General features: G+C 68.3%; 19 protein-coding genes. 11 read left to right on the top strand and 8 right to left on the bottom strand.

Going from position 1 to position 18,472, the window contains the following annotated elements; translation table 11 throughout:
- A complete protein-coding gene (locus O3I_RS25760) occupies positions 1 to 417 on the bottom strand; it encodes a nitroreductase family deazaflavin-dependent oxidoreductase (RefSeq protein WP_041564363.1) in 417 nt (138 codons plus the stop codon).
- A 71-nt stretch (positions 418 to 488) separates the two neighbouring features.
- Entirely contained in the window at positions 489 to 881 is a 393-nt protein-coding gene (locus O3I_RS25755; RefSeq protein ID WP_014985929.1) for an ankyrin repeat domain-containing protein, read from the bottom strand.
- A 130-nt stretch (positions 882 to 1,011) separates the two neighbouring features.
- Here O3I_RS25755 and O3I_RS25750 point away from each other — a divergent pair, with 130 nt between their 5' ends.
- From O3I_RS25750 to O3I_RS46455, 3 genes are all read left to right on the top strand, one after another.
- The gene (locus O3I_RS25750) at positions 1,012 to 2,289 is read left to right on the top strand and encodes a glycosyltransferase 87 family protein (RefSeq protein WP_014985928.1); all 1,278 of its coding nucleotides are present in this window, start codon (positions 1,012 to 1,014) and stop codon (positions 2,287 to 2,289) included.
- Between the two features lie 93 nt (positions 2,290 to 2,382).
- Positions 2,383 to 2,580: a general stress protein gene (locus tag O3I_RS44095; RefSeq protein ID WP_014985927.1), complete on the top strand. Its 198-nt coding sequence runs from the start codon at positions 2,383 to 2,385 to the stop codon at positions 2,578 to 2,580.
- Positions 2,581 to 2,700: 120 nt separating this feature from the next.
- Entirely contained in the window at positions 2,701 to 4,236 is a 1,536-nt protein-coding gene (locus O3I_RS46455; protein ID WP_081594322.1) for an FAD-dependent oxidoreductase, read from the top strand.
- Between the two features lie 56 nt (positions 4,237 to 4,292).
- On the opposite strand, the gene O3I_RS25735 is transcribed toward O3I_RS46455, so the two are convergent.
- The 3 genes from O3I_RS25735 to O3I_RS25725 all read right to left on the bottom strand — a co-directional run bounded on the left by O3I_RS25735 (position 4,293) and on the right by O3I_RS25725 (position 7,124).
- Entirely contained in the window at positions 4,293 to 4,955 is a 663-nt protein-coding gene (locus tag O3I_RS25735) for a DUF4360 domain-containing protein (protein ID WP_014985925.1), read from the bottom strand.
- Positions 4,956 to 5,102: 147 nt separating this feature from the next.
- Entirely contained in the window at positions 5,103 to 6,218 is a 1,116-nt protein-coding gene (locus tag O3I_RS25730; RefSeq protein ID WP_014985924.1) for a hypothetical protein, read from the bottom strand.
- A gap of 237 nt (positions 6,219 to 6,455) precedes the next feature.
- Complete coding sequence (locus O3I_RS25725; RefSeq protein WP_014985923.1) at positions 6,456 to 7,124, bottom strand: TetR/AcrR family transcriptional regulator; 669 nt, start codon at positions 7,122 to 7,124, stop codon at positions 6,456 to 6,458.
- Between the two features lie 134 nt (positions 7,125 to 7,258).
- Between O3I_RS25725 and O3I_RS25720 the strand changes: the two genes are divergently transcribed.
- The 5 genes from O3I_RS25720 (at position 7,259) to O3I_RS25700 (ending at position 11,411) form a co-directional block, all read left to right on the top strand.
- The gene (locus tag O3I_RS25720; protein ID WP_014985922.1) at positions 7,259 to 8,692 is read left to right on the top strand and encodes a cytochrome P450; all 1,434 of its coding nucleotides are present in this window, start codon (positions 7,259 to 7,261) and stop codon (positions 8,690 to 8,692) included.
- On the top strand, positions 8,689 to 8,880 hold the full coding sequence (locus O3I_RS25715) for a ferredoxin (protein WP_014985921.1): 192 nt from the start codon (positions 8,689 to 8,691) through the stop codon (positions 8,878 to 8,880). Before O3I_RS25720 ends, O3I_RS25715 begins: the two co-directional genes overlap by 4 nt.
- 269 nt (positions 8,881 to 9,149) lie before the next feature.
- On the top strand, positions 9,150 to 9,800 hold the full coding sequence (locus O3I_RS25710; protein ID WP_193364882.1) for a hypothetical protein: 651 nt from the start codon (positions 9,150 to 9,152) through the stop codon (positions 9,798 to 9,800).
- Positions 9,797 to 10,510 (top strand): hypothetical protein, encoded by a 714-nt coding sequence (locus O3I_RS42995; protein ID WP_014985919.1) that lies wholly within the window; start codon positions 9,797 to 9,799, stop codon positions 10,508 to 10,510. Before O3I_RS25710 ends, O3I_RS42995 begins: the two co-directional genes overlap by 4 nt.
- A gap of 25 nt (positions 10,511 to 10,535) precedes the next feature.
- Positions 10,536 to 11,411, top strand: a complete 876-nt coding sequence (locus O3I_RS25700) for a lysophospholipid acyltransferase family protein (protein ID WP_014985918.1) — start codon at positions 10,536 to 10,538, stop codon at positions 11,409 to 11,411.
- On the opposite strand, the gene O3I_RS25695 is transcribed toward O3I_RS25700, so the two are convergent.
- The 3 genes from O3I_RS25695 to O3I_RS25680 form a co-directional block, all read right to left on the bottom strand.
- Positions 11,408 to 11,854 carry a nuclear transport factor 2 family protein gene (locus O3I_RS25695; protein ID WP_014985917.1) on the bottom strand — a complete coding sequence of 149 codons (447 nt, stop codon included), beginning with the start codon at positions 11,852 to 11,854 and terminating at the stop codon, positions 11,408 to 11,410. The two genes, O3I_RS25700 and O3I_RS25695, sit on opposite strands and share 4 nt — an antisense overlap.
- A gap of 365 nt (positions 11,855 to 12,219) precedes the next feature.
- The gene (locus O3I_RS42990; protein WP_014985915.1) at positions 12,220 to 13,569 is read right to left on the bottom strand and encodes a M14 family zinc carboxypeptidase; all 1,350 of its coding nucleotides are present in this window, start codon (positions 13,567 to 13,569) and stop codon (positions 12,220 to 12,222) included.
- A 93-nt stretch (positions 13,570 to 13,662) separates the two neighbouring features.
- Entirely contained in the window at positions 13,663 to 15,963 is a 2,301-nt protein-coding gene (locus tag O3I_RS25680; RefSeq protein WP_014985914.1) for a GH92 family glycosyl hydrolase, read from the bottom strand.
- Positions 15,964 to 16,175: 212 nt separating this feature from the next.
- On the opposite strand from O3I_RS25680, the gene O3I_RS25675 reads away from it, so the two are divergent.
- The 3 genes from O3I_RS25675 to O3I_RS25665 all read left to right on the top strand — a co-directional run bounded on the left by O3I_RS25675 (position 16,176) and on the right by O3I_RS25665 (position 18,428).
- Positions 16,176 to 16,994 (top strand): alpha/beta fold hydrolase, encoded by an 819-nt coding sequence (locus O3I_RS25675; RefSeq protein WP_014985913.1) that lies wholly within the window; start codon positions 16,176 to 16,178, stop codon positions 16,992 to 16,994.
- A gap of 113 nt (positions 16,995 to 17,107) precedes the next feature.
- Positions 17,108 to 17,836, top strand: a complete 729-nt coding sequence (locus O3I_RS25670) for a hypothetical protein (RefSeq protein WP_014985912.1) — start codon at positions 17,108 to 17,110, stop codon at positions 17,834 to 17,836.
- Positions 17,837 to 17,864: 28 nt separating this feature from the next.
- A complete protein-coding gene (locus tag O3I_RS25665) occupies positions 17,865 to 18,428 on the top strand; it encodes a PadR family transcriptional regulator (RefSeq protein ID WP_014985911.1) in 564 nt (187 codons plus the stop codon).
- Positions 18,429 to 18,472 lie beyond the last annotated feature (44 nt).

Here is an 18,472-nt window from a genome sequence, read left to right as displayed (position 1 = left end):
TCAGGCCTGCTTGCGGTAGACCGCGAACACCGGGATCCGCCGTGACGTCTTTTCCTGGTACTCCCCGAAGCCCGGCATGATCTCGACCATCCTGGCGTACAGCGCGTCGCGCTCGGCGCCGGTGACCTCCTCGGCTTTCGCCTCGTAGCGTTCGGTGCCGATCTCCACGGTCAGCTCGGGGTTCGCGCGCAGGTTGAAATACCACGCCGGGTGCTTGTCCGCGCCGCCGTTGGACGCGATGAGCACCACTCGCTCGCCGTCGGGCAGGAAAACGAGCGGGCTGGTGATCTGCCGGCCGGACTTCGCGCCGGTCGTGGTGATCAAGACCATGTGCGCGCCCTCGAACATGCCGCCGACCTTGCCCGCGTTCGCGCGGAACTCCTCGATGACCTGTTCGTTGAAGCTGTTCTGTGCCACGTCGTTCGCCTCCGGTTCGTCGGTTCCGTCCTGACAACACCGGCCGTGCACCGCGAAATTCCGGGGTCGGCTCAGTAGTCGCGGAACAACTCGATCAGGTCGGTCTTGCCGAACATCACGGCGGCGTCGCGCGCCGACGGGGTACCCGCGTCCGGGTCGGCCCCGGATTCGAGCAGCAGCCGCACGATCTCGGTTTCCCCTTTGAACACCGCGCCCGCCAACGGGGTCTGCCCCTTGTCGTTGGCGCGCGTCGGATCGGCGTCGCGGTCGAGCAACGCCGCGACGGCCGCGCGGTGCCCGTGGTAGGTGGCGAGCATGAGCAGCGTGTCGCCCGCTTCGTTGGTGAGGTCCGCGGGTACTCCCGCATCTATGTATGTCGCCAGCGCCGTCGCGTCGCCCTGCCGGGCGAAATCGAACACCTTGGTAGCGAGCTCGATGAGTTCCGGATCCATGTCAGCGCCCATGGGCTCATTACTACCACCGCCCGCGCGGTTCCCGGTCGCGCGCGCCGCGACGCCGAGTCCGGTCGAATACTCGTGGGTAGCCCCTCCCACCTGGTGTGCCGCGCCGCACGGGTCGGTATAGTCGCCGCGGATGAGTAGTGTCACCACCCGCGTTGAGCCGGAAGCACAGCACCGTCGACTCGGGGTCGTGGTGTGGCTGGCACCGGCCCTCGCCATCGGGTTCTCCGCGTTCTGTCTGCTGCTGCCGGTGTGGCCGTTCCACGAGATCACCGGCGGGTTCATCGACCTGCAGGTCTACCGGTTGGGCGTGGACGCGCTACGGCACGGCAAGGACATGTACGGCCAGCTGCCACAGACCACGATCGGCGCGGGACTGCCGTTCATCTACCCGCCGTTCGCCGCCCTGGCGCTGAGCCCGTTCGCGCTGCTGCCCTGGCACGCCGCCGCGTTCACCTTCTTCGTGTCCTCGGTGGTCGCGCTGGCGTTGACGCTGTACCTGGTGGCGCGCCGGATCTGGCCCGCGGCGGAGCAGCGCAAACTCGCGCTGTTCGCGACGCTGTGCGCCACACCGCTGGGTCTGCTGCTGGAACCGGTGCACGCGACGCTGGACTTCGGCCAGGTGAACCTGCTGCTCATGGCGCTGGTCGCGGCCGACTGCCTGGCCCACAAGCCACGCTGGCCGCGCGGCATGCTGATCGGCATCGCGGCCGCGATCAAGCTGACCCCGGCCGCGTTCGTGCTCTACTTCCTGGTGCGCCGGGACTACAAGTCGGCGGCCACGGCGGCGATCACCGGCGCCGCGGCGACCGGCCTCGGGTTCGTGGTGTTGCCGCACGATTCGGCCAAGTACTGGTTCGGCGGGCTGGGCAATGTGTCCGGCTTGAGCGGTTCGGCGTTCCACACCAATCAGTCGATCCAGGCCGTGCTGGCCCGGCTGAAGGTGCCCGAGCCCGCGTTCACCGTCCTGTGGCTGGTGCTGGGCGCCGCGCTGCTGGTGCTCGTGGTCGCGGCCATGCGGCGCGCGACCGATTTCCCGCCGCTGGCGCTCGGCATCAACGCGGTGTTCACGCTGCTGCTGTCGCCGATCTCGTGGTCGCACCACTGGGTGTGGATCGCCCCGGCGCTGTTCGGCGCCGTCGGCTACGCCGCCACCAGGTTGCCCCGGCGCCAGGCCATCGGCTGGTGGGTGACGATCGCGATCATCACCGCGATCTTCGTGTACGGGCCGCAGAACTGGCTGCCCGACGGCGAGCATCGCGAAACCCAGTGGACCGCTTGGCAACACGTCGTGGGCAACACCTATGTGTGGTTCAGCGTGCTGCTCGTCGCGTTGTATTTCCTCTCCGGCCGCAGGGCCGTGACCAGGGTGGAACCCGCTCCGGTGTTGGTGGCCCAGCACCAGACCTGAGCCGGGCGTGTTTGCTCGCCGAAACCTCGGGTAGCGCCACACAGACGGCCTCGGCCGTCGCTGTCAGAACACCCGAGGCAAGGAGAGATACGCATGGCCGACGCCCCACGCGGCTTTGCCGCAATGGACGCAGCGCAGCAGCGCAAGATCGCCAGCCTGGGCGGCAAGGCGAGCAGCGGCAGCTTCGACAACGACCCCAAGCGGGCCAGCGAGGCGGGCAAGAAGGGCGCCGCGGCGCAACCGACCGCAGCTAAACGCCTCGGCGGCTCGCACAGCCACCGCAACCGGTAGCCCTGGCGACCGGAGGATGGGGCGAGGCCGTTGCCTCGCCCCATCCGGCTGTCCGCGCCGTTCGATCGGCGCAAGAGCGACGCAAGGGTGCCGCAACAGCGGCGCGGCACAGTCGGATTCATGAACGAGACATTCGACGTGGTAGTGGTCGGCGCGGGCCCGGTCGGCTTGATGCTGGCCTGCGAATTGCGGCTCGCGGGAGTCGATGTGCTGGTGGTCGAGCGGCTGACCGAGATCGATCAGACGATCAAGGCCGCCGCGATCACCGTGCCGGCCGCGCAGGCGATCTATCGGCGCGGGCTGCTGGCACGTTTGCGCGCGGAACAGGACAAGAGTCCCGCGCCGCTGCGCGCGGCCTTCGGCGTCGCGGGGGCGGAAGGGGATGCGGCACCGGAGGTTCCGCAGGGGACGCCGTTCGTCGGGCATTACGCGGGCATCATGCTGCGGCGCGACGCCCTCGACATCGAGGACCCGGCGTTTGCCGATCTCGGCCCCGCGTCCCACATCTTTCTGGTGACCCAGCAGAACCTGGAGTCGATGCTCGGCGAGTGGGCCGAGGAGCTGGGGGTGCAGATCCGGCGCGGGGTCACCTTGACGGACTTCACCGACGGCGGCACCGGCGTGACAGTTCGCCTGGGCGACACTGCCGTTCGGGCGGAATGGCTGGTCGGCTGCGATGGCGGCCGCAGCACGGTGCGCAAGCGGGCCGGTTTCGACTTCCCCGGTCTGGAGGCCGAAATCACCGGGCACCAGGCGCTCGTCGAGCTGACCGGCGCCGAGGCGTTGCAGCCGGGTTGGATAACGACGCCCACCGGAATGTATACCTACGGGCCGACTCCCGGCCGGATCCTCACCGTCGAGCTGGACGGCCCGCCCGCCGATCGGGACGCGCCGGTCACCGCCGGGGAACTCCAGGCCGCGCTGCGCGCGGTTTCCGGTGTGCCGGTGCGGATCACGGCCGTGCACTCGGCCACGCGGTTCACCGACAACACCCGTCAGGTCACCTCGTATCGCAGGGGCCGGGTATTGCTGGCAGGCGATGCGGCGCACGTCCATTCGCCATTCGGCGGGCAAGGCCTCAACCTCGGTATCGGGGACGCGGTCAACTTGGGCTGGAAGCTCGCGGCCGTGGTGCGCGGCCGGGCGGACGAGGAGCTGCTCGACACCTACACCGCGGAGCGGCATCCGATCGGTGCCGGGGTGCTGAACTGGAGCAGGGCGCAGATCGCGCTGATGCGACTCGACCAGCGCAGCAAGCAACTTCGCGCCTTCATGACCGAACTGCTGGCCACCCGCGACGGGACGACCACGGTATTCAAACGGCTCTCCGGTGTGCTGCACCGCTACGATCTCGGCGGCACGCACGAACGGGTCGGGGCGGTCGTGCCGGACTTCGAGCTGTCCGACGGGACGCGCCTGGGCGAGCATTTCGCCGACGGTGCGGCGGTGCTGTTCGATCTGGCCGATTCGACGGAATTGCGTGCACTGGCGGCGAATTGGCCGCCGGGCGTCCGGGTGGTGACGGGCAAGCCGGTGGACGTGCGGGAGCTGTCCGGCCTGCTGGTCCGGCCCGACGGGTACGTGGCGTGGGCGGGCGAGGGCGGCAGTCTCGACGGGCTGGCCGCCGCGCACCACCGCTGGTTCGGCGCGGCCTGACGACATGGCTGGAATCCCGTTGTCACCAACGGGATTCCAGTGTCAGGCAGTGCGGGTCAGGGGTTCGGGCAGACCTTCCAGGCGAAGTGGTAGGTGGTGTTGATGGCGCCGTCGGTCGAGTCCATCGTGATGAAACTGGTCTTCTTCGGGTCGGAGGTGCCCGCGTCCACCCGCAATTGGGTGTTGATATTGAAGTTCCGGGTTTCGCCACACGGCAGATAGACGATCGCGCCTACCTCGGTGGTGTCGGTCTTTTGCCAGTCGTCGGCGAACGGGCCTTTGAATGTGTGATCGACGAAGTCGGTCGGTGAATTACCCTGGAAATAGTAACGGGCCCGTTCCAGCGCGGTCGCGCCTTTTTGCAAACTCGCGAAACCGCGATAGTCCGCCTGCGCGATTCCGTAGGTGAAGCCCTGCGGCACATGCACCTTCAGGTTGAGCTGGCAATTCTTGCGGAAGTCGGTGGGGCCCGCCCCTGGGCCGACCTGGGCGGTGTACGCGCTGTAGGTCACCGTGAAGGCGGTATTGTCGGGTGAAACCGCCACTGCCGCTGTGTCCTTGGGGCAACCGGTACCGTTGACGGTCACCACGTCGATGACGATCTTGTCCGGTGGGGCACCCGGCCAGTCGGAGCCGGGCTGCCCAGAAACGGGGGAACCGGACATCGGCAAAGCGAACGCAAATAGGGCGGCGCCGACGACGGCTAATTTCTTGTACATTGGAATTCCTCGGAATGTTCCGGTTGCGGGACAAACCTCACTTTAAGTCGGTACCGCCTGCCCGATACTCCCCAGTGAAGTGGGGAGGATACGGAATGGTTTGCGTCCGTGCAGGATTGGTGATCGGGGTGGACGGTTCTTTATTGTTCAAGCGAGTTCGAGGCGCGGTCCGATATGTATCGCTCGATAGACCTCGTTACGGATCGCGTTCGCCTGCTCGTCGGTGAGCGTGCGGGTGAGTGGCCGAAGGACGAGTCGTACGACAGCGTTGGCCTGCCCCGGCCGGATGCCGAGGCGCTCGCGCGCCGAGCCGGGCAGCCGATCCCACGGGGTGCGTGCCGTGACGAGCACCGACTCGATGTCGTCGAGCCTGTCGTGCAACACTTTTCGCACTGTGTCGCCCAGCGTCTCGTCGTCGGTGTGGTCCGCGATGACCACCGACAGATCGCGCCGGATCGGCGGCAGCATCGAGACCGGGCGCCACGGCGTCAGGTCGCGCAGTTGCTCGGCGATGCGCGGGTCCGCGGAGCGCAGATAGCGGATATCGGGAATTCCCTTGCGCAGCATCAACGCTCGGTCCAAACCGAGCCCGAGTGCGGTGCCGGACCAGCGACCCGGATCGAGCCCGGCGCCGGCCAGGATGTGCTCGGCGATGAGCCCGCATTCGGCGAGTTCGAGCCATTCGTCCCCGAGCCGTACGTCGACTTGGCGGCCGAGCGCGGTGTACGGGTGGACGGCGGGGGTGGTGCGCCACACCGCGCCGGGCAGCACCGCGGCCACCAGCCGGGCGATCATCTCCTGCAGGTCGGCTTCGCCGGTGTCCGGGTGGGACCGCAGACGCCACAGATCCAGCTGGTGCGGTTCGCCCACATGGTTGCGATCCACGACGTCGCGACGGTAGGCGAGGCCGGGGACGACGATCAATTCATCTGTCTCGGTGTGCATTTCGGCATAGCTGCGTAGTGCGGCCGGGATATCGGCGGTGGTGTGGCTGCGCAGCATGGCGGTCGGGCTGAGATATCGGGTGTAGCGCGCGTCGCGGGTGATATCGGCCGGGTCGTAGCCGAGCTTGTCGTAGTTGTCGGCGACCGCGACGATCGGCGAGTTGCGCACGACGCGCACGGTCGGCCCGGCGGTCGAGGTGAGCGCCGCGATGAGCTCGTCGAGCAGTTGCTGCATGGCGTGTGGGCCCTGGGCGGCGTCGCTGAGGTCACGCACCGTCAGCGCGCGCGACAGATCAGGGGTGGTGAGATAGGTAGGCATCGGTAATCCCTTGGTAGCCGGTCGGTTTCGGTACAACCCCCGAACCGGCGACGGCCACAGGAACTACGTGCGGCTACGCACGCGGCTGTCCCCGCGGCCGACTGTCGGCCCGGGGCAAGGAAATCGCCTGCCTGCGTTCATGCGTCGAGAGTAGATGATCCACCGGTGCGATGGCCAGCGGATTCGCTGCGCACGGCCATGGAGCTGCCGAGTTCGGTCCGGACGGTGTAGCGCGCGTCAGGACGACGCGGGGGAGTCGCCGGACAGGCGCTGGGCGACGTCGGGCAGGCGCATGACCATGGCGATGGCGAAATCGGCGATCAGATCGATCAAGCCGTCGCGGTCGACGTCGAGGCCGCCGTCGAGCCACACCAGCACCAGTTCGGCGGCGCCGCCGGTGATCAGTTGCGAGGTGGCGGCCACGGCCGTGTCCTGGCCGGCGGGCAGGGCGAGCACCAGCCGGGTCTGCTCGATGATCACCTCGGCGACCCGGCGCATCCCCGCGAAACGCGAGCGCATGAGCGCCTCGCTGCCATAGGCCTGCGCGAAGATGATCTGCGCGCGGCGCGGATCGTCGGTGACCTCGATGATCAACGCGGCGACGCCCGCCCGGATCCGGTCGGCGGGTGTGCCCGCGGTGTCCGCGATCGCGGCCCGCGCCCGTTCGAGGGCGGACTCCTGGACCTCGAGCAGTAACTCGGCGGCGAGCACGTCCAGGTCGGGAAAGGCCTCGTAGAAGAAGCGCGGGCCGACCTTGGCCTGTTCGCAGACCCCGCGCACGGTCAGCGCCGACAAGCCCTGGGTGCCGACGATGTCGAGGGCGGCGTCGATCAACCGCCTGCGCCGATCTTCCCGGCGTTCGGCGGTGGACGTGCCGCGATAGGTGCCGCTGAATGCTCGGGTCACCTCAGGAGCCTCGCACAGCAGAAGTCGGGAAACAAGTGTTTACGGAAACGTGCGTTTCCGGTATGGTCGGAGCATCGCAGCGTCGCGAAGGGACGGCCGCAATGAGTCTTCTTGTGCCCCAGAGAATTACCGACGTGCCAGGGGATGTTCGCCACTTACGTGCGCGGCTCGCCAGGCACGCGCAAGCTCTCGGCGCCCGGGTCGTCGACCGGTATCCGTCCGCGGCGGGGCCGCTCGCGCCACCGCCGGCGGGCAGTGACCTGCGGCCCGTCCCCGGCGACTTCGGCGCGCCGGGCATCGGTTATACCTTGCATGCGTTGAGCGATCCGATCGGGTTGGCGCGCAACCGATTCGAACTCTATGGTCCGGTCAGCTGGATGGGTCTGCTCGGTCGCCGGACGGTCGGTGTGTTCAGTCCCGCCGCGGTCGAGGCGGTGCTGCTCGACCGGGACAAGGTGTTCTCGGCGCAGCGCGGCTGGGAATTCGTGATCGGCCCGTTCTTCCACGGCGGGTTGCTGCTGCGGGATTTCGACGAGCATCTGTTCCATCGCCGGATCATGCAGCAGGCGTTCACCAGGCCGCGCCTGGTCGGCTACCTCGAGCTGACGACGCCGCGGATCACCCGGGGGATCGCGCAGTGGCGGCCCGGCGCGCACTTCGCGCTCTACGACGAGGTCAAGAAGATTCTGCTCGCGCAGGCCACCGAGGTCTTCGCCGGCGCCGAACTCGGGCCCGAAAGCGTGATGCTCAGCCGGGCTTTCGAGGACGCAGTGCACGGCGCGACCGCGCTGCTGCGGACCAATGTGCCCGGCGGCGTGTGGTCGCGTGGTCTCCGAGGTCGCCGCATTCTGGCCGACTACTTCCGGCGTGAACTGCCCGCCAAGCGCGCGGGTGCGGGCAAAGATCTGTTCAGCGTGCTCTGCACTGCGGAAAGCGAAGAGGGGTATACGTTCTCGGATCGCGAAGTGATCGAGCACATGATCTTCGTGATGATGGCCGCGCACGACACGAGCACGATCGCCGCGACCATGCTGGCCTACGAGCTGGCCCGCCATCCGGACTGGCAGGAGCGGCTGCGGGCCGAGTCCCGGGCGCTCGGCAAACCCACACTCGACTATGCCGACCTCGACCGCCTGCCGGCGCTCGATCTCGCGTTCAAAGAGGCGTTGCGGCTGTATTCGCCGGTGGCGCAGCAGGTTCGGGAAGCGACCAGGGACACCGATATCCTGGGCCACTATCTGCCGCGCGGCACGCTCGTCGTGGTCGGCGCCTACCCGATGATGCGCACCGCGGCATACTGGCACGATCCCGACGCGTTCGATCCCGAACGGTTCGCCGCCGACCGGCGTGAGGACAAATCGCATCGCCTGGCCTGGGCCCCGTTCGGCGGCGGCGCGCACAAGTGCATCGGCCTCTACTTCGGCGGCATGACCGTGAAAGCCGTGCTGCACCAGATGTTGCTGCGCTACCGCTGGTCCCTGCGGCCCGGCTACGAGGTGCCGCTCGTCGCGGGCACCGGCCCGATGCCCGCGGACGGTCTCCCGATCCGGCTGGAGCGGCTGTCGTGAAGATCGTCGCCGACCGTGCCCGCTGCGAGGGGCACGGAATGTGCGAAGCCCTGGCCCCCAACCTGTTCCGGGTAGGCGACGACGGCATCGTCGAACCCCTTGCGGACGCGGCCGCCGAATCCGACCTGGACCTCGTCCAGCTGGTCGTGGACAGCTGTCCCGTCGAGGCCCTGCGCCGCACCCCCTGACCGCACGCACCCCTTCTGACCTCCCGCACCCGCTCTGCCCCGTGGAACCGGGTGCGGGAACGCGGAAAGGGTGCGGGAAGTCAGGCCGGGGCCGGGCACGGCGCCGAGCAGTATCCCGTGCTGATCGAGGGATTCGCCGAAGCGGTGGGTGCGCCGCCGCGGTGATCATCGGGTAGCGGCGCGAAAGCGACTGCGGGAGATCAAGAGTTTGGAACCTCGATGGCGAGGCATTACCTGTCCGATACGACAGGCTCGGCAAGGAGGTTCAAGTGTCGTCTGGAGTGTTGATCACAGTGATCGTTCTGGTCGTCCTCGCTGCGGTGGTCATCGCCTTACTGGTGTGGCCGATGGTGCGCAGGCAACGGCTGCGCAGCCGATTCGGACCGGAATACGACCGGACGGTTCAGGAACACGACGACCGCCGCGCCGCGGAACGTGAACTGGCCGAACGCGAACGCCGCCATGCCGAGCTCGAGCTGCGCACTCTGTCCGACGAGCAGAAGCAGCTGTACACGGCCCGCTGGGTCGAGGTGCAGGAGCAGTTCATCGACGATCCGGCGGCGGCGCTGCTCGCCGCCGATCGTCTGCTGACCACGGTGATGGCCGAACGTGGTTATCCCACCGAGAATTTCGACCAGCAGGTGGCCGATCTGTCGGTGGAGCACGCGGAACCGCTCGGGCACTACCGGGCCGCGCACGAAATCGCCACCCGGCCCAGCGGGACCGCCGTGTCCACCGAGGACCGGCGCACCGCGATCGTGCACTACCGGGATCTGTTCCAGGACTTGCTGAACGGCGCGTCCGACGACAAGAAGGCCGCACCCGTCGAGACGGCCGAACGGGACACGACCGCCGCCGAACAGCAGGCGCACCACGACACGACCGAGCAGACCCAGCACGACAAGAAGGCACTGTCATGAGCACCGAATACGACCGCACCGCGCATCCCGAGCGAGTCACCGCAGCGGATTCGCCGAAAGAGCACGAGACCGATTGGGCGACGGCGGAATCCGAAGCACAAGCGGACGAACGGGAAGCGGCGGCCGCCGAGTACGGTACCGACGCGGACCGGACATCCACCGCATCGAGCACGGCCGGCTCACACCAGCGGGCCGACGCGTTCGGCGAAACCGATTCCGGTGGGCATGTGTCCGCCGCGGACCAGCACGCCGAGGCGCTGACCGAAGCCGATGTGGACCCGCACGCCACCGCCGATCCGGAGCGGGAAGTAGCCACCGAGGCACGCCTCGACGAGCCCGCCGCGGATCAGGGCGCCGCCGCGGGCACCGAGGTCGCGCCTACGGGGTCGACCGCGAATACGTCTGAGCAGCAGCGCACTTCGCTCGACAGCGTCGGGTCGGCGCTGTTCGGCGAGGCCGATCTCGATCGGCTGCGGACCCAATGGCGTGAGGTGCAGGGCGCGTTCGTCGACAGCCCGCGCGACGCGGTCACCCAGGCGGACAAGATCGTCAGCGACGTCATCTACCAGCTGACCACCGCGTACGCCGAACGCAAGCGCGTGCTCGAGGAGCACAGCTCGGGTCTGCAGGACGCCGACACCGAGGAACTGCGTCAGGCGTTGCGCGGCTATCGCGGGTTCTTCCGGCGGTTGCTGACCATCGAATCGTAGAAACCGAACGACGGAGTCGTTGCCCATGAAGTTGCCCGGATTGCCGGCCGATCGGATCGACCGTCTCGCCGATTGGGTCGCCCACCAGGTGAAGTCGCGGGTCCCGGCGGCCGACCCGGCCGACCGGGATCCCGAATTCATCATCGACACCGTGGGTCCCGCGTGGCTGTTCGCCCGGATGTACTTCCGGGCGGAGGTCCGCGGCCTCGACCACATCCCGGACGAAGGCCCGGTCCTGTTGGTCGGCAATCATTCCGGGGGCAACGTCTCCCCGGAGGTGCTCGTCACCACGCTGGCGTTCGTGCGCCGGTTCGGGCCGCATCGGCCGTTCTTTCAACTCGCGCACGACATGGTGATGGCCTATCCGGTGATCGGCACGCTGCTGCGGCGTTTCGGCACGGTGGGCGCGGATCCGGACAGTGCGCGGCAGGCACTGCGGGACGGCGCGGCGGTGCTGGTGTACCCCGGTGGCGACTGGGAGGTGCATCGACCGACCTGGGAGGAAGACCAGATCGATTTCGCGGGCCGTACCGGCTTCCTCCGATTGGCCTGGGACGCACGCGTTCCCATCGTCCCGTTCGTCAATGCCGGTGCGCAGCAGACCGCCTTGATGCTCAGCCGCGGGGATCGGCTGGCGCGGTTGCTGCGGCTGGACCAGATGTTGCGCCTCAAGGTGTTTCCGATCTCGCTGGCACTGCCCTGGGGTCTCAACATCGGCGACCTGGCCGGGCATATCCCGCTGCCGAGCAAGGTGACGATCGAGTTCCTCCCGCCGATCGATCTGCGGTCCGAACATGGATCCGAACTCGATCCGGACGCCGCCTACGACCACGTCACCGGCGTCATGCAGGACGCGTTGACGCGGCTGTGCGCGGAGCGCGGCTTGCCGATCCTGGGCTAACCGGTACCCGGGAGCGGCTGCGCGACGAACATATAGCTCTTCTCCTCGACTCGGCGCGCGATGCGCCAGCTTCCGTCGACGCGGGCGAAGGTGTCCAGGTACCACAGCCCGCACAGCATGAGGCTCGACGGGCCGTCGCCGCCGGACATCATCATCGGGTTGTGGCACATGGTGCGGCCGGTGGCCGTGTCACCGTCGACGGTGATCGAGGAATTGCTGATGAGGTGCTGGAATGCGGGGAAATTGGGCAGCATGGCGGCGAGGAATTGCTTCGTCGCCGCCACGTCGCCCGCGGGGCCGCCCATCGCGGTGTAGTCGATGTGCGCGTCACCGGTGAAGATATCGTCCAGCAGGTCCCACTGCCCGGTGTCGACCGCGTGCGAATACCGGACCATCAGATCCTGGATCTCCATGCGATCGGAAATCTCTTGCAGGGACAGCATGCTCGCCTCCGAATTACGCCGAACGGTTCGGCGCAATGCCACCAGGGTTGTGCGCGGGATGCAAGACCCGGGCGCGAGCGGGGGAGGTGGGTGTCAGGCCTTGTGCGGCAAGATGTTCAGTACGAGTACGAGTCCGGCCGCGATGCTGAGGCAGGCGAGGACCGTGGTGACAGCAGACTGCGTAAGAGTGGCAATGCCGATCGAAAAGGCAAGGCACGTAGCGAATGCCAAAACCGCGGTCCCCGGCTCCAGGCCGGCGATGCGGCTGGGTCGGTTATCCGTCGATGTCATGTATCTGTGATTACCCAACGCGGTCCGTTACGAAACCGTGACTTCGAAATCGATGGCATACCTCCCGGTCAGGGTCAGATCGGACGGCCGTCGCGCAGCCGGGTCACGGCGGTCACGATGGCGGCGGACTGGACGGCGACCAGGCGCGGGATCGGCACGGGCAGTCCGGGCGCGTTGGTCTCGATATCGACGCACCATTTATCGAAGATCGGCGCGAAGCGGAGGCGTTCGGTGACCACGTCGTCCGGGCCGGTGCCCGGGTAGGACTCGAGCAGCTGGAGCAGCATGCCGCCGGCCCGCAGCCGGGCCACCCCTGTCCACACGTACTTCTCGATGAAGAGTTCGCCGAGGGTGGCCTCCCGGGTATCGGTGGCCGACCGTTTGGCGATTGCGTTTCCGCGCAGGGCCCGTACCGTGTCGGTCAAGGCCCGTTGGAAAGGGTTGCTGCCGTCCAGGTGTGCCGTGAGGCGACTGAGCGCCCCGCTCACCAGGTCGGCGATCTCCTCGTACTCGGTCGCGGTGGCGTGCAGGACATCGGCGAGCCGGTGGCCGCTCGGCGTCTCGTCGGCGACCCGCGGGTCCACCCACAGCGGCAGTTCGCACACCAGGATGGCGGTTCCGTGGGACGCGGCGTAGTCGCGGATGCCGCCGCCGTACATCATCGCCAGCGGTTCGATGCCGTCGCCCGCCAGCGCCTCGGCGATCCGTGAGAACGGCGGCAGCTCGAAGATCCCGGGCTGCCAGGTCGCCGCGCCGGGGACGTCGGGCTCGCCGGTGTAGATCGGCACGCCGGCGGCGGCGAGCTGTCCGGTCAGGCCGGACCAGTACTCGGGGTCACCGCCGGTGGTGTAGAAGAATCCGCCGCCGAAATCGGCGTTGTGCAACGACACGATCAGCGCGGGCCGGGTTCGATCGATCAGACCCATCAGCGCTTTCGTCTCCGGCAGCGGCGCGCCCACCGCGATGCCGCGCCAGCTGGCCGGGAAGCACCACTCCGGCTGCTCGGCCGCCGGTGGCCGGTAGAAGCCGTGTGCGACAGCGGTTCTCGTTCGTGGCCCGGCGAACCAACTCTCGTTGAGCTTGGTGCCGTCCGGGTCCAGGCACAGCACGAAATGCCAAGTCGCGCCGAGTGTTCGGTCGTCCTCGCGGGTGAGTCTGCCGAGCAGGTGCCGGATGGTCGCCATGCCGATCGGCTCGTTCGGATGCGGGTTGCCGACCACCACCACCTGCCGGGGCCCCGCACCGACTCGCACGCACCTGATCGGGTGCCCGCCGCGCGACCTGCCGATCTCCGTGACGGTGACCCGATCGGGTAACGCGTCGACGAAGCGGTCCAATTCGTCGACCGTAGGGAACGAATCGGTCGGTGCCACCGCGCCGACGAGTCTGCCTACTTCGTCCGCCGCCACTTCGTCTGTGTCCATAGTCAATAGTGGGATCGATGCTGACGCGAACGGGTCAGTTCGCCCGCAGCAAAGGCGATTTCACCGCGCCGCGCCCAGCGCCGCGCCCGGTGGCTACCGCAGGGCGCCGAACGACGGCGGCGTGTCGGCGTCCGTGGCGCCGAACCGGGGCGCGGGTCGCGGGCCCATGGTGAAGTCGAGGCGGCCGCCGGACAGCGCGAACGACTCGGGCAGCCACGCCCGCGTCGTTTCCGCCCCGCCGACCCGCAACGACTGGATGTAGCGGTTGGCATCGGAGGTTTCCGGCGCGACGATGGTGAATTCGGCGCCGGTCGAGCGGCGCACCACGGCGGACTCGAACGCGGGCCCGTGCACGAAAAGTTCGGCCCGGCCCGGGATCACCGGATACAACCCGAGCGCGGCCCAGACGTACCAGGCCGACATCGTGCCCAGGTCGTCATTGCCCGCCAAGCCGTCGGCGTCCGGGCCGAAGAGTTCGGTGCGGGCCCGGTGCACCACGTCCTGCGTGCGGTGCGGCCGCCCGGCCCAGGCGTACAGCCATGGGGTCTGCAACGACGGTTCGTTGCCGAGGTAGGCGTGCGGCGCGTGCGGGCCCGCGTTGAGTTCGGTGAAGAACTCGTCGAGCCGGGCGGCGGCGCGGTCTCGGCCGCCCATCCTGGCGAAGAGCTCACCCACATCGTGCAATACCATCCAATGGTATTGCGCCCCATTGCCTTCCACGTAGCCCTCGGTGGCCGCCGGATTGAACAGGAGCCCGAAGAAGCCGAGCGCGGACCGCGGTTGCAGCCAGCCGGTGAACGGATTGAACAGATGCTCCCACCCGCCGGCTCGGCGCAGGAAGGTGTCGTGCCGCTCGGTGTCGCCCAGTCGCGCGGCCAGTTGGGCGATGCCGAAATCGGCGATGTTGTACTCCAAGGTGTCCGACACCTGATCCGGCACCCAGCCGAGCCGCAGATACTGGTCGTTGCCGGGGCGCTCGGTGTAACCGGACAGCTCGCCGACGCGTTCGGCGCCGGCGATCATCGAGTCCAGTGCGTCCGCGGCCGTGAAATCCCGTGCCCCGAAGGCGTAGGCGCTGGCGAGGATCGAATGGTACGGGTCGCCGTTCATCACACCGGTGACGGTGTTCTGATGCGACCACCGGTCCCACACGTCCCCGAGCGCGTGCGCGTTGTCGTACATGGATTGCGCGATATCCGAGGCGACATCCGGTGCGAGCCAGGCGAGCAGTTGTGCCGCACTGCGATAGATGTCCCACCCGGAGAAGGTGGCGTAGTGATGATGCCCCGGGCGCACCTGATGGACGTGGCCGTCGAACCCGGTGTAGTTGCCGTCGACATCGTCGAAGATGTACGGCTGCAGGAACACGTGATAGAGCGCGGAATAGAAGGTGCGCAACCGATCTGGCGCACCGCCCGTCACCACGATCTGGTCCAGTCTGCGCTGCCAGGCCGCGTGCGCTTCCGCCCGCACGGTGTCGAAATCCTTGGCGCCGACCTCGGCGGCGAGGTTGCGCCGGGCGCCCTCGACGCTGACATAGGAGATGGCGGTGCGCATCTGCACCGGCAGGTCGGAGTCGAACTGCAGGAACAGCCCGCTGCCTTGGCCGTTGCTGGCGATCTCGCCGGACCGGGTGCGACGCGTCTGTGCCTTGCCCGTGACCGAGTGGCCGCCGGGATAGAGGACATCGTCTTGCCAGGTGCCCGACGCCGTGATCGGACGATCGAAGGTGGCGTGGAAGTGCACCCGGTACCGGCTCTTCGCGCCGCAGAACCCGCCGGTGTGCGCCCAGCCGGATACCGTGTTGCCATCGAGGGTGATCTCGGCGTCCTCGACGCCGTTGACCGAGCCGGTGACGTCGAGCAGCACCGTGCCGGGGCGGCCGGTGGGGAAGGTGAACCGGGCGACGCCGCCGCGGGTGGCGGTGGTCAGTTCGGTCCGCACGCCGGAATCGGTGGTCACGCCGTAGTAGCCCGGGTCGGCCCGCTCGTTCGCGTGGTCGAAGGTCTGCAGGTAGCCCGCGCCGTCGACGGCCGGTGACCGGCCGATCGATCCGCTGATCGGCAGGACCGGAAAGTCCTGCGCGCCAGTGCATCCCGGCCCGGAGATATGCGTCATCGAGAACCCGTACAGCCGGTTGTCCTCGTACTTGTACCCGCCGCCCGCGGTGCGCACGGTGTCCGGGCTCCACTGCATCATCCCGAACGGGGCCACCGCGCCGGGAAAGGTCATGCCCGCGCCGCCGCCGTGCCCGAAATCGGGCCCACCGTCCCGGGTGCCGACGAACGGATTCACGTACCGGCTGGAGTCGGCCGCCGTTTCGGCGTGCGCCCCGGCGGGAACGAGCGGAACCAGCAGCGGGACAACGAGGCAGGCCAGACGGCGACGCGACATGCATGCTCCCTCGACGAGCCTCCGACAACGTTGCCCAGTGCCTGCTCATCCTGGCATCGCACGGTCCGCCCCAACCCGCCGACACGCCGCTGATCAGCGCCTTTGCCGAGACCGGTCCCTCTCGGTGGCGAGGGGGCCGGTCGCCTCGACGTGCGGGACTACCTGACGACCGGCCGGGTTTCCGGCCGCCGGACGGCGGGTAGGGCCCTGCTATGGAGCTTTCGGAAGATTTCGAATGGCAGGGGCGGCGGATCTCGTGGGGGCGCGCGGGGCAGGGGCCCGCGGTGGTGTTCTGTCACGGCACACCGTTCTCGTCGGTGCTGTGGCAACCGTTCGCCGAGGCGCTCGCCGACGACTTCACCGTCTACCTCTGGGATATGCCCGGGTACGGCGCATCGTCGAAACGGCCCGAGGACCCGGTCGATTTCGGCAGTCAGGCGCTGGCGTTCGCCGCGCTGCTCGACTACTGGCAGGTCGACCGGCCGCATGTCGTCGCGCATGATTTCGGCGGCGCGGTATCGCTGCGCGCGCACCTGGTCGGTCAGGTGCCGTACGCGTCGCTGCTGCTCGTCGACGTCGTCGCGATCCCGCCGAGCGGTTCGCCGTTCTTCCGATTCGTGCAGGAGCATCCGGACCTGCTCGCGGAACTGCCGCCCTACATCCACGAGGCGCTCGTGCGCGCCTACATCCAGGGCGCGAGCTACCGGGGCCTGCGCGACGCAGAGCTCGAGCCGCTGGTCGCGCCATGGACCGGCGAGGTCGGACAACCGGCGTTCTACCGCCAGATCGCGCACTACGACGAGCGGTTCCTCCAGGAGAACGAGCGGTTGCTGGAGCACCTCGAACTGCCGGTCCGCGTGCTGTGGGGTGCACAGGACACCTGGATCCCCGCGGAGCTCGGCTACCGGCTGACGGCTCAGATCCCCGGTGCCACAGTGCGTTCCGTACCCGACGCGGGCCATCTCATGCACTACGACGCCCCGATCGCTCTCGCCGATGAGCTGCGCGCCTGGCTTCCGCGCGCGGACTGACGCGACCGCCGATCGACCGTCTAGCCAAATTTGCTTAGCGCGCCGTCCGTCGCTACGCTCGACTTACTAGCCAATTTTGGCCAGTGATCGAGCATTGCAGAGGATGTGCCGAGATGGCCGGAGAGATCACCACCCCCCTGTTGCCCTGCGTGGACATCGACGAGATGGGCGAGTTCTATGGGATGCTCGGGTTCGAGCAGACCTACCGCCAGACCCGGCCCAATCCCGCCATCGGGCTGCAGCGCGAGGACATCTGGCTGCAGTTCTTCGGGATGCCCGGCTTCGTGCCCGCCGACTCCTACGGGTCGTGCGTGGTGCAGGTGCCCGATATCGGCGCACTGTTCGACTCGTTCGCGGCCGGCATGCGTGCGAAGCACGGCAAACTGCTGGTCGCCGGTACGCCACGGATGACCCGTCCCCGGCGGCGCAAGAACACCGGCAATCTCACCGGTTTCCTCGTGGTCGATCCGGGCGGAAACTGGATCCGGTTCTTCCCGATGCGGGCCACCGACGAGGCGGGACCGACGTCGAAACTTCGCAAGGCGATCGATGACGCTGTGGTGCAGGCGGATTCGCGCGGCGCGGACGCCCAGGCGGTGAAGATCCTCGACGGGACATTGCGGCGTACCGAAAACAGCGCGACGACGGTCGATCTGGTCGATGCGCTCGCCTTCCGTGCCGAACTCGCTGTGCGCCAGGATGATCCGGCCTGTGCCGAAGCCTTGCTCACCCGGATCGAGACCATCTCGCTGACCGGCGAGGACCGAGCCGCGCTCGCCGACGCCCTGGCCGGTGTCGCGGAGCTGCGCCGTATTGTGGCCGCGTGGCGAGCCGATCAGTGACACGCTCCCGGTGCGAAAGGTAGGAACGATGTCCGCAGTTCGGCTCTTGGTGCTCGGCGCGGTGCGGCGGCGCGGACGAGCGCACGGCTATCAGGTCCGGGCCGATCTGGAATCGTGGGGTGCCCACGAATGGGCGGGCGTCAAATCCGGCTCGGTCTATCACGCGCTCAAAGCGATGACCGCCGAACACCTGCTGATCGCGCACGAAACCACCGCGAGCACCACCGGCGGTCCGCCGCGCATCGAATACGAGACCACCGACGCGGGGCAGCAGGCCTATCTCGGCCTGCTGCGCTCGGCGCTCGCCCAGCGCGATCCGCGGCTGGACGTGCTCGCCGCCGCGGTCGGGCTGATCGATGATCTGCCCCGCGCGGAGGCCATCGATCTGCTCCGGCAGCGCGCCGAGCAGATGGCCCGGTGGCGCGCGAGCATCACCGAACACATTTCGCCCGGTACCGATCTCGATACCTGGGGCCCGGTCGGCGAGGTGCTCGGTCTGTGGCTGCACACGGCGGACAGCCGCGCCGAATGGACTCAGCGCCTGATCGATCGCTTGGCCGCCGGCGCCTTCGAGATGGCCGACGACCGCTGAGCAGGCGCGGGGTGACAGATCTGCGGGACCCGGGCGCGCGCTGG

Origin of the sequence: Nocardia brasiliensis ATCC 700358 (assembly GCF_000250675.2) — a bacterium.
Classification (GTDB): Bacteria; Actinomycetota; Actinomycetes; order Mycobacteriales; family Mycobacteriaceae; genus Nocardia; species Nocardia brasiliensis_B.
This window is presented reverse-complemented; position numbering and strand designations above follow the sequence as displayed.

Excerpts from the sequence above, each read along its gene's own strand:
- O3I_RS25755 (WP_014985929.1), bottom strand. The coding sequence starts at position 881 with ATGGGCGCTGACATGGATCCGGAACTCATCGAGCTCGCTACCAAGGTG.
- O3I_RS25670 (WP_014985912.1), top strand. The coding sequence starts at position 17,108 with ATGGCCGGAGAGATCACCACCCCCCTGTTGCCCTGCGTGGACATCGAC.
- O3I_RS25675 (WP_014985913.1), top strand. The coding sequence starts at position 16,176 with ATGGAGCTTTCGGAAGATTTCGAATGGCAGGGGCGGCGGATCTCGTGG.
- O3I_RS25735 (WP_014985925.1), bottom strand. The coding sequence starts at position 4,955 with ATGTACAAGAAATTAGCCGTCGTCGGCGCCGCCCTATTTGCGTTCGCT.
- O3I_RS25730 (WP_014985924.1), bottom strand. The coding sequence starts at position 6,218 with ATGCCTACCTATCTCACCACCCCTGATCTGTCGCGCGCGCTGACGGTG.
- O3I_RS42995 (WP_014985919.1), top strand. The coding sequence starts at position 9,797 with ATGAGCACCGAATACGACCGCACCGCGCATCCCGAGCGAGTCACCGCA.
- O3I_RS25665 (WP_014985911.1), top strand. The coding sequence starts at position 17,865 with ATGTCCGCAGTTCGGCTCTTGGTGCTCGGCGCGGTGCGGCGGCGCGGA.
- O3I_RS25750 (WP_014985928.1), top strand. The coding sequence starts at position 1,012 with ATGAGTAGTGTCACCACCCGCGTTGAGCCGGAAGCACAGCACCGTCGA.
- O3I_RS42990 (WP_014985915.1), bottom strand. The coding sequence starts at position 13,569 with ATGGACACAGACGAAGTGGCGGCGGACGAAGTAGGCAGACTCGTCGGC.
- O3I_RS46455 (WP_081594322.1), top strand. The coding sequence starts at position 2,701 with ATGAACGAGACATTCGACGTGGTAGTGGTCGGCGCGGGCCCGGTCGGC.
- O3I_RS25700 (WP_014985918.1), top strand. The coding sequence starts at position 10,536 with ATGAAGTTGCCCGGATTGCCGGCCGATCGGATCGACCGTCTCGCCGAT.
- O3I_RS44095 (WP_014985927.1), top strand. The coding sequence starts at position 2,383 with ATGGCCGACGCCCCACGCGGCTTTGCCGCAATGGACGCAGCGCAGCAG.
- O3I_RS25695 (WP_014985917.1), bottom strand. The coding sequence starts at position 11,854 with ATGCTGTCCCTGCAAGAGATTTCCGATCGCATGGAGATCCAGGATCTG.
- O3I_RS25680 (WP_014985914.1), bottom strand. The coding sequence starts at position 15,963 with ATGTCGCGTCGCCGTCTGGCCTGCCTCGTTGTCCCGCTGCTGGTTCCG.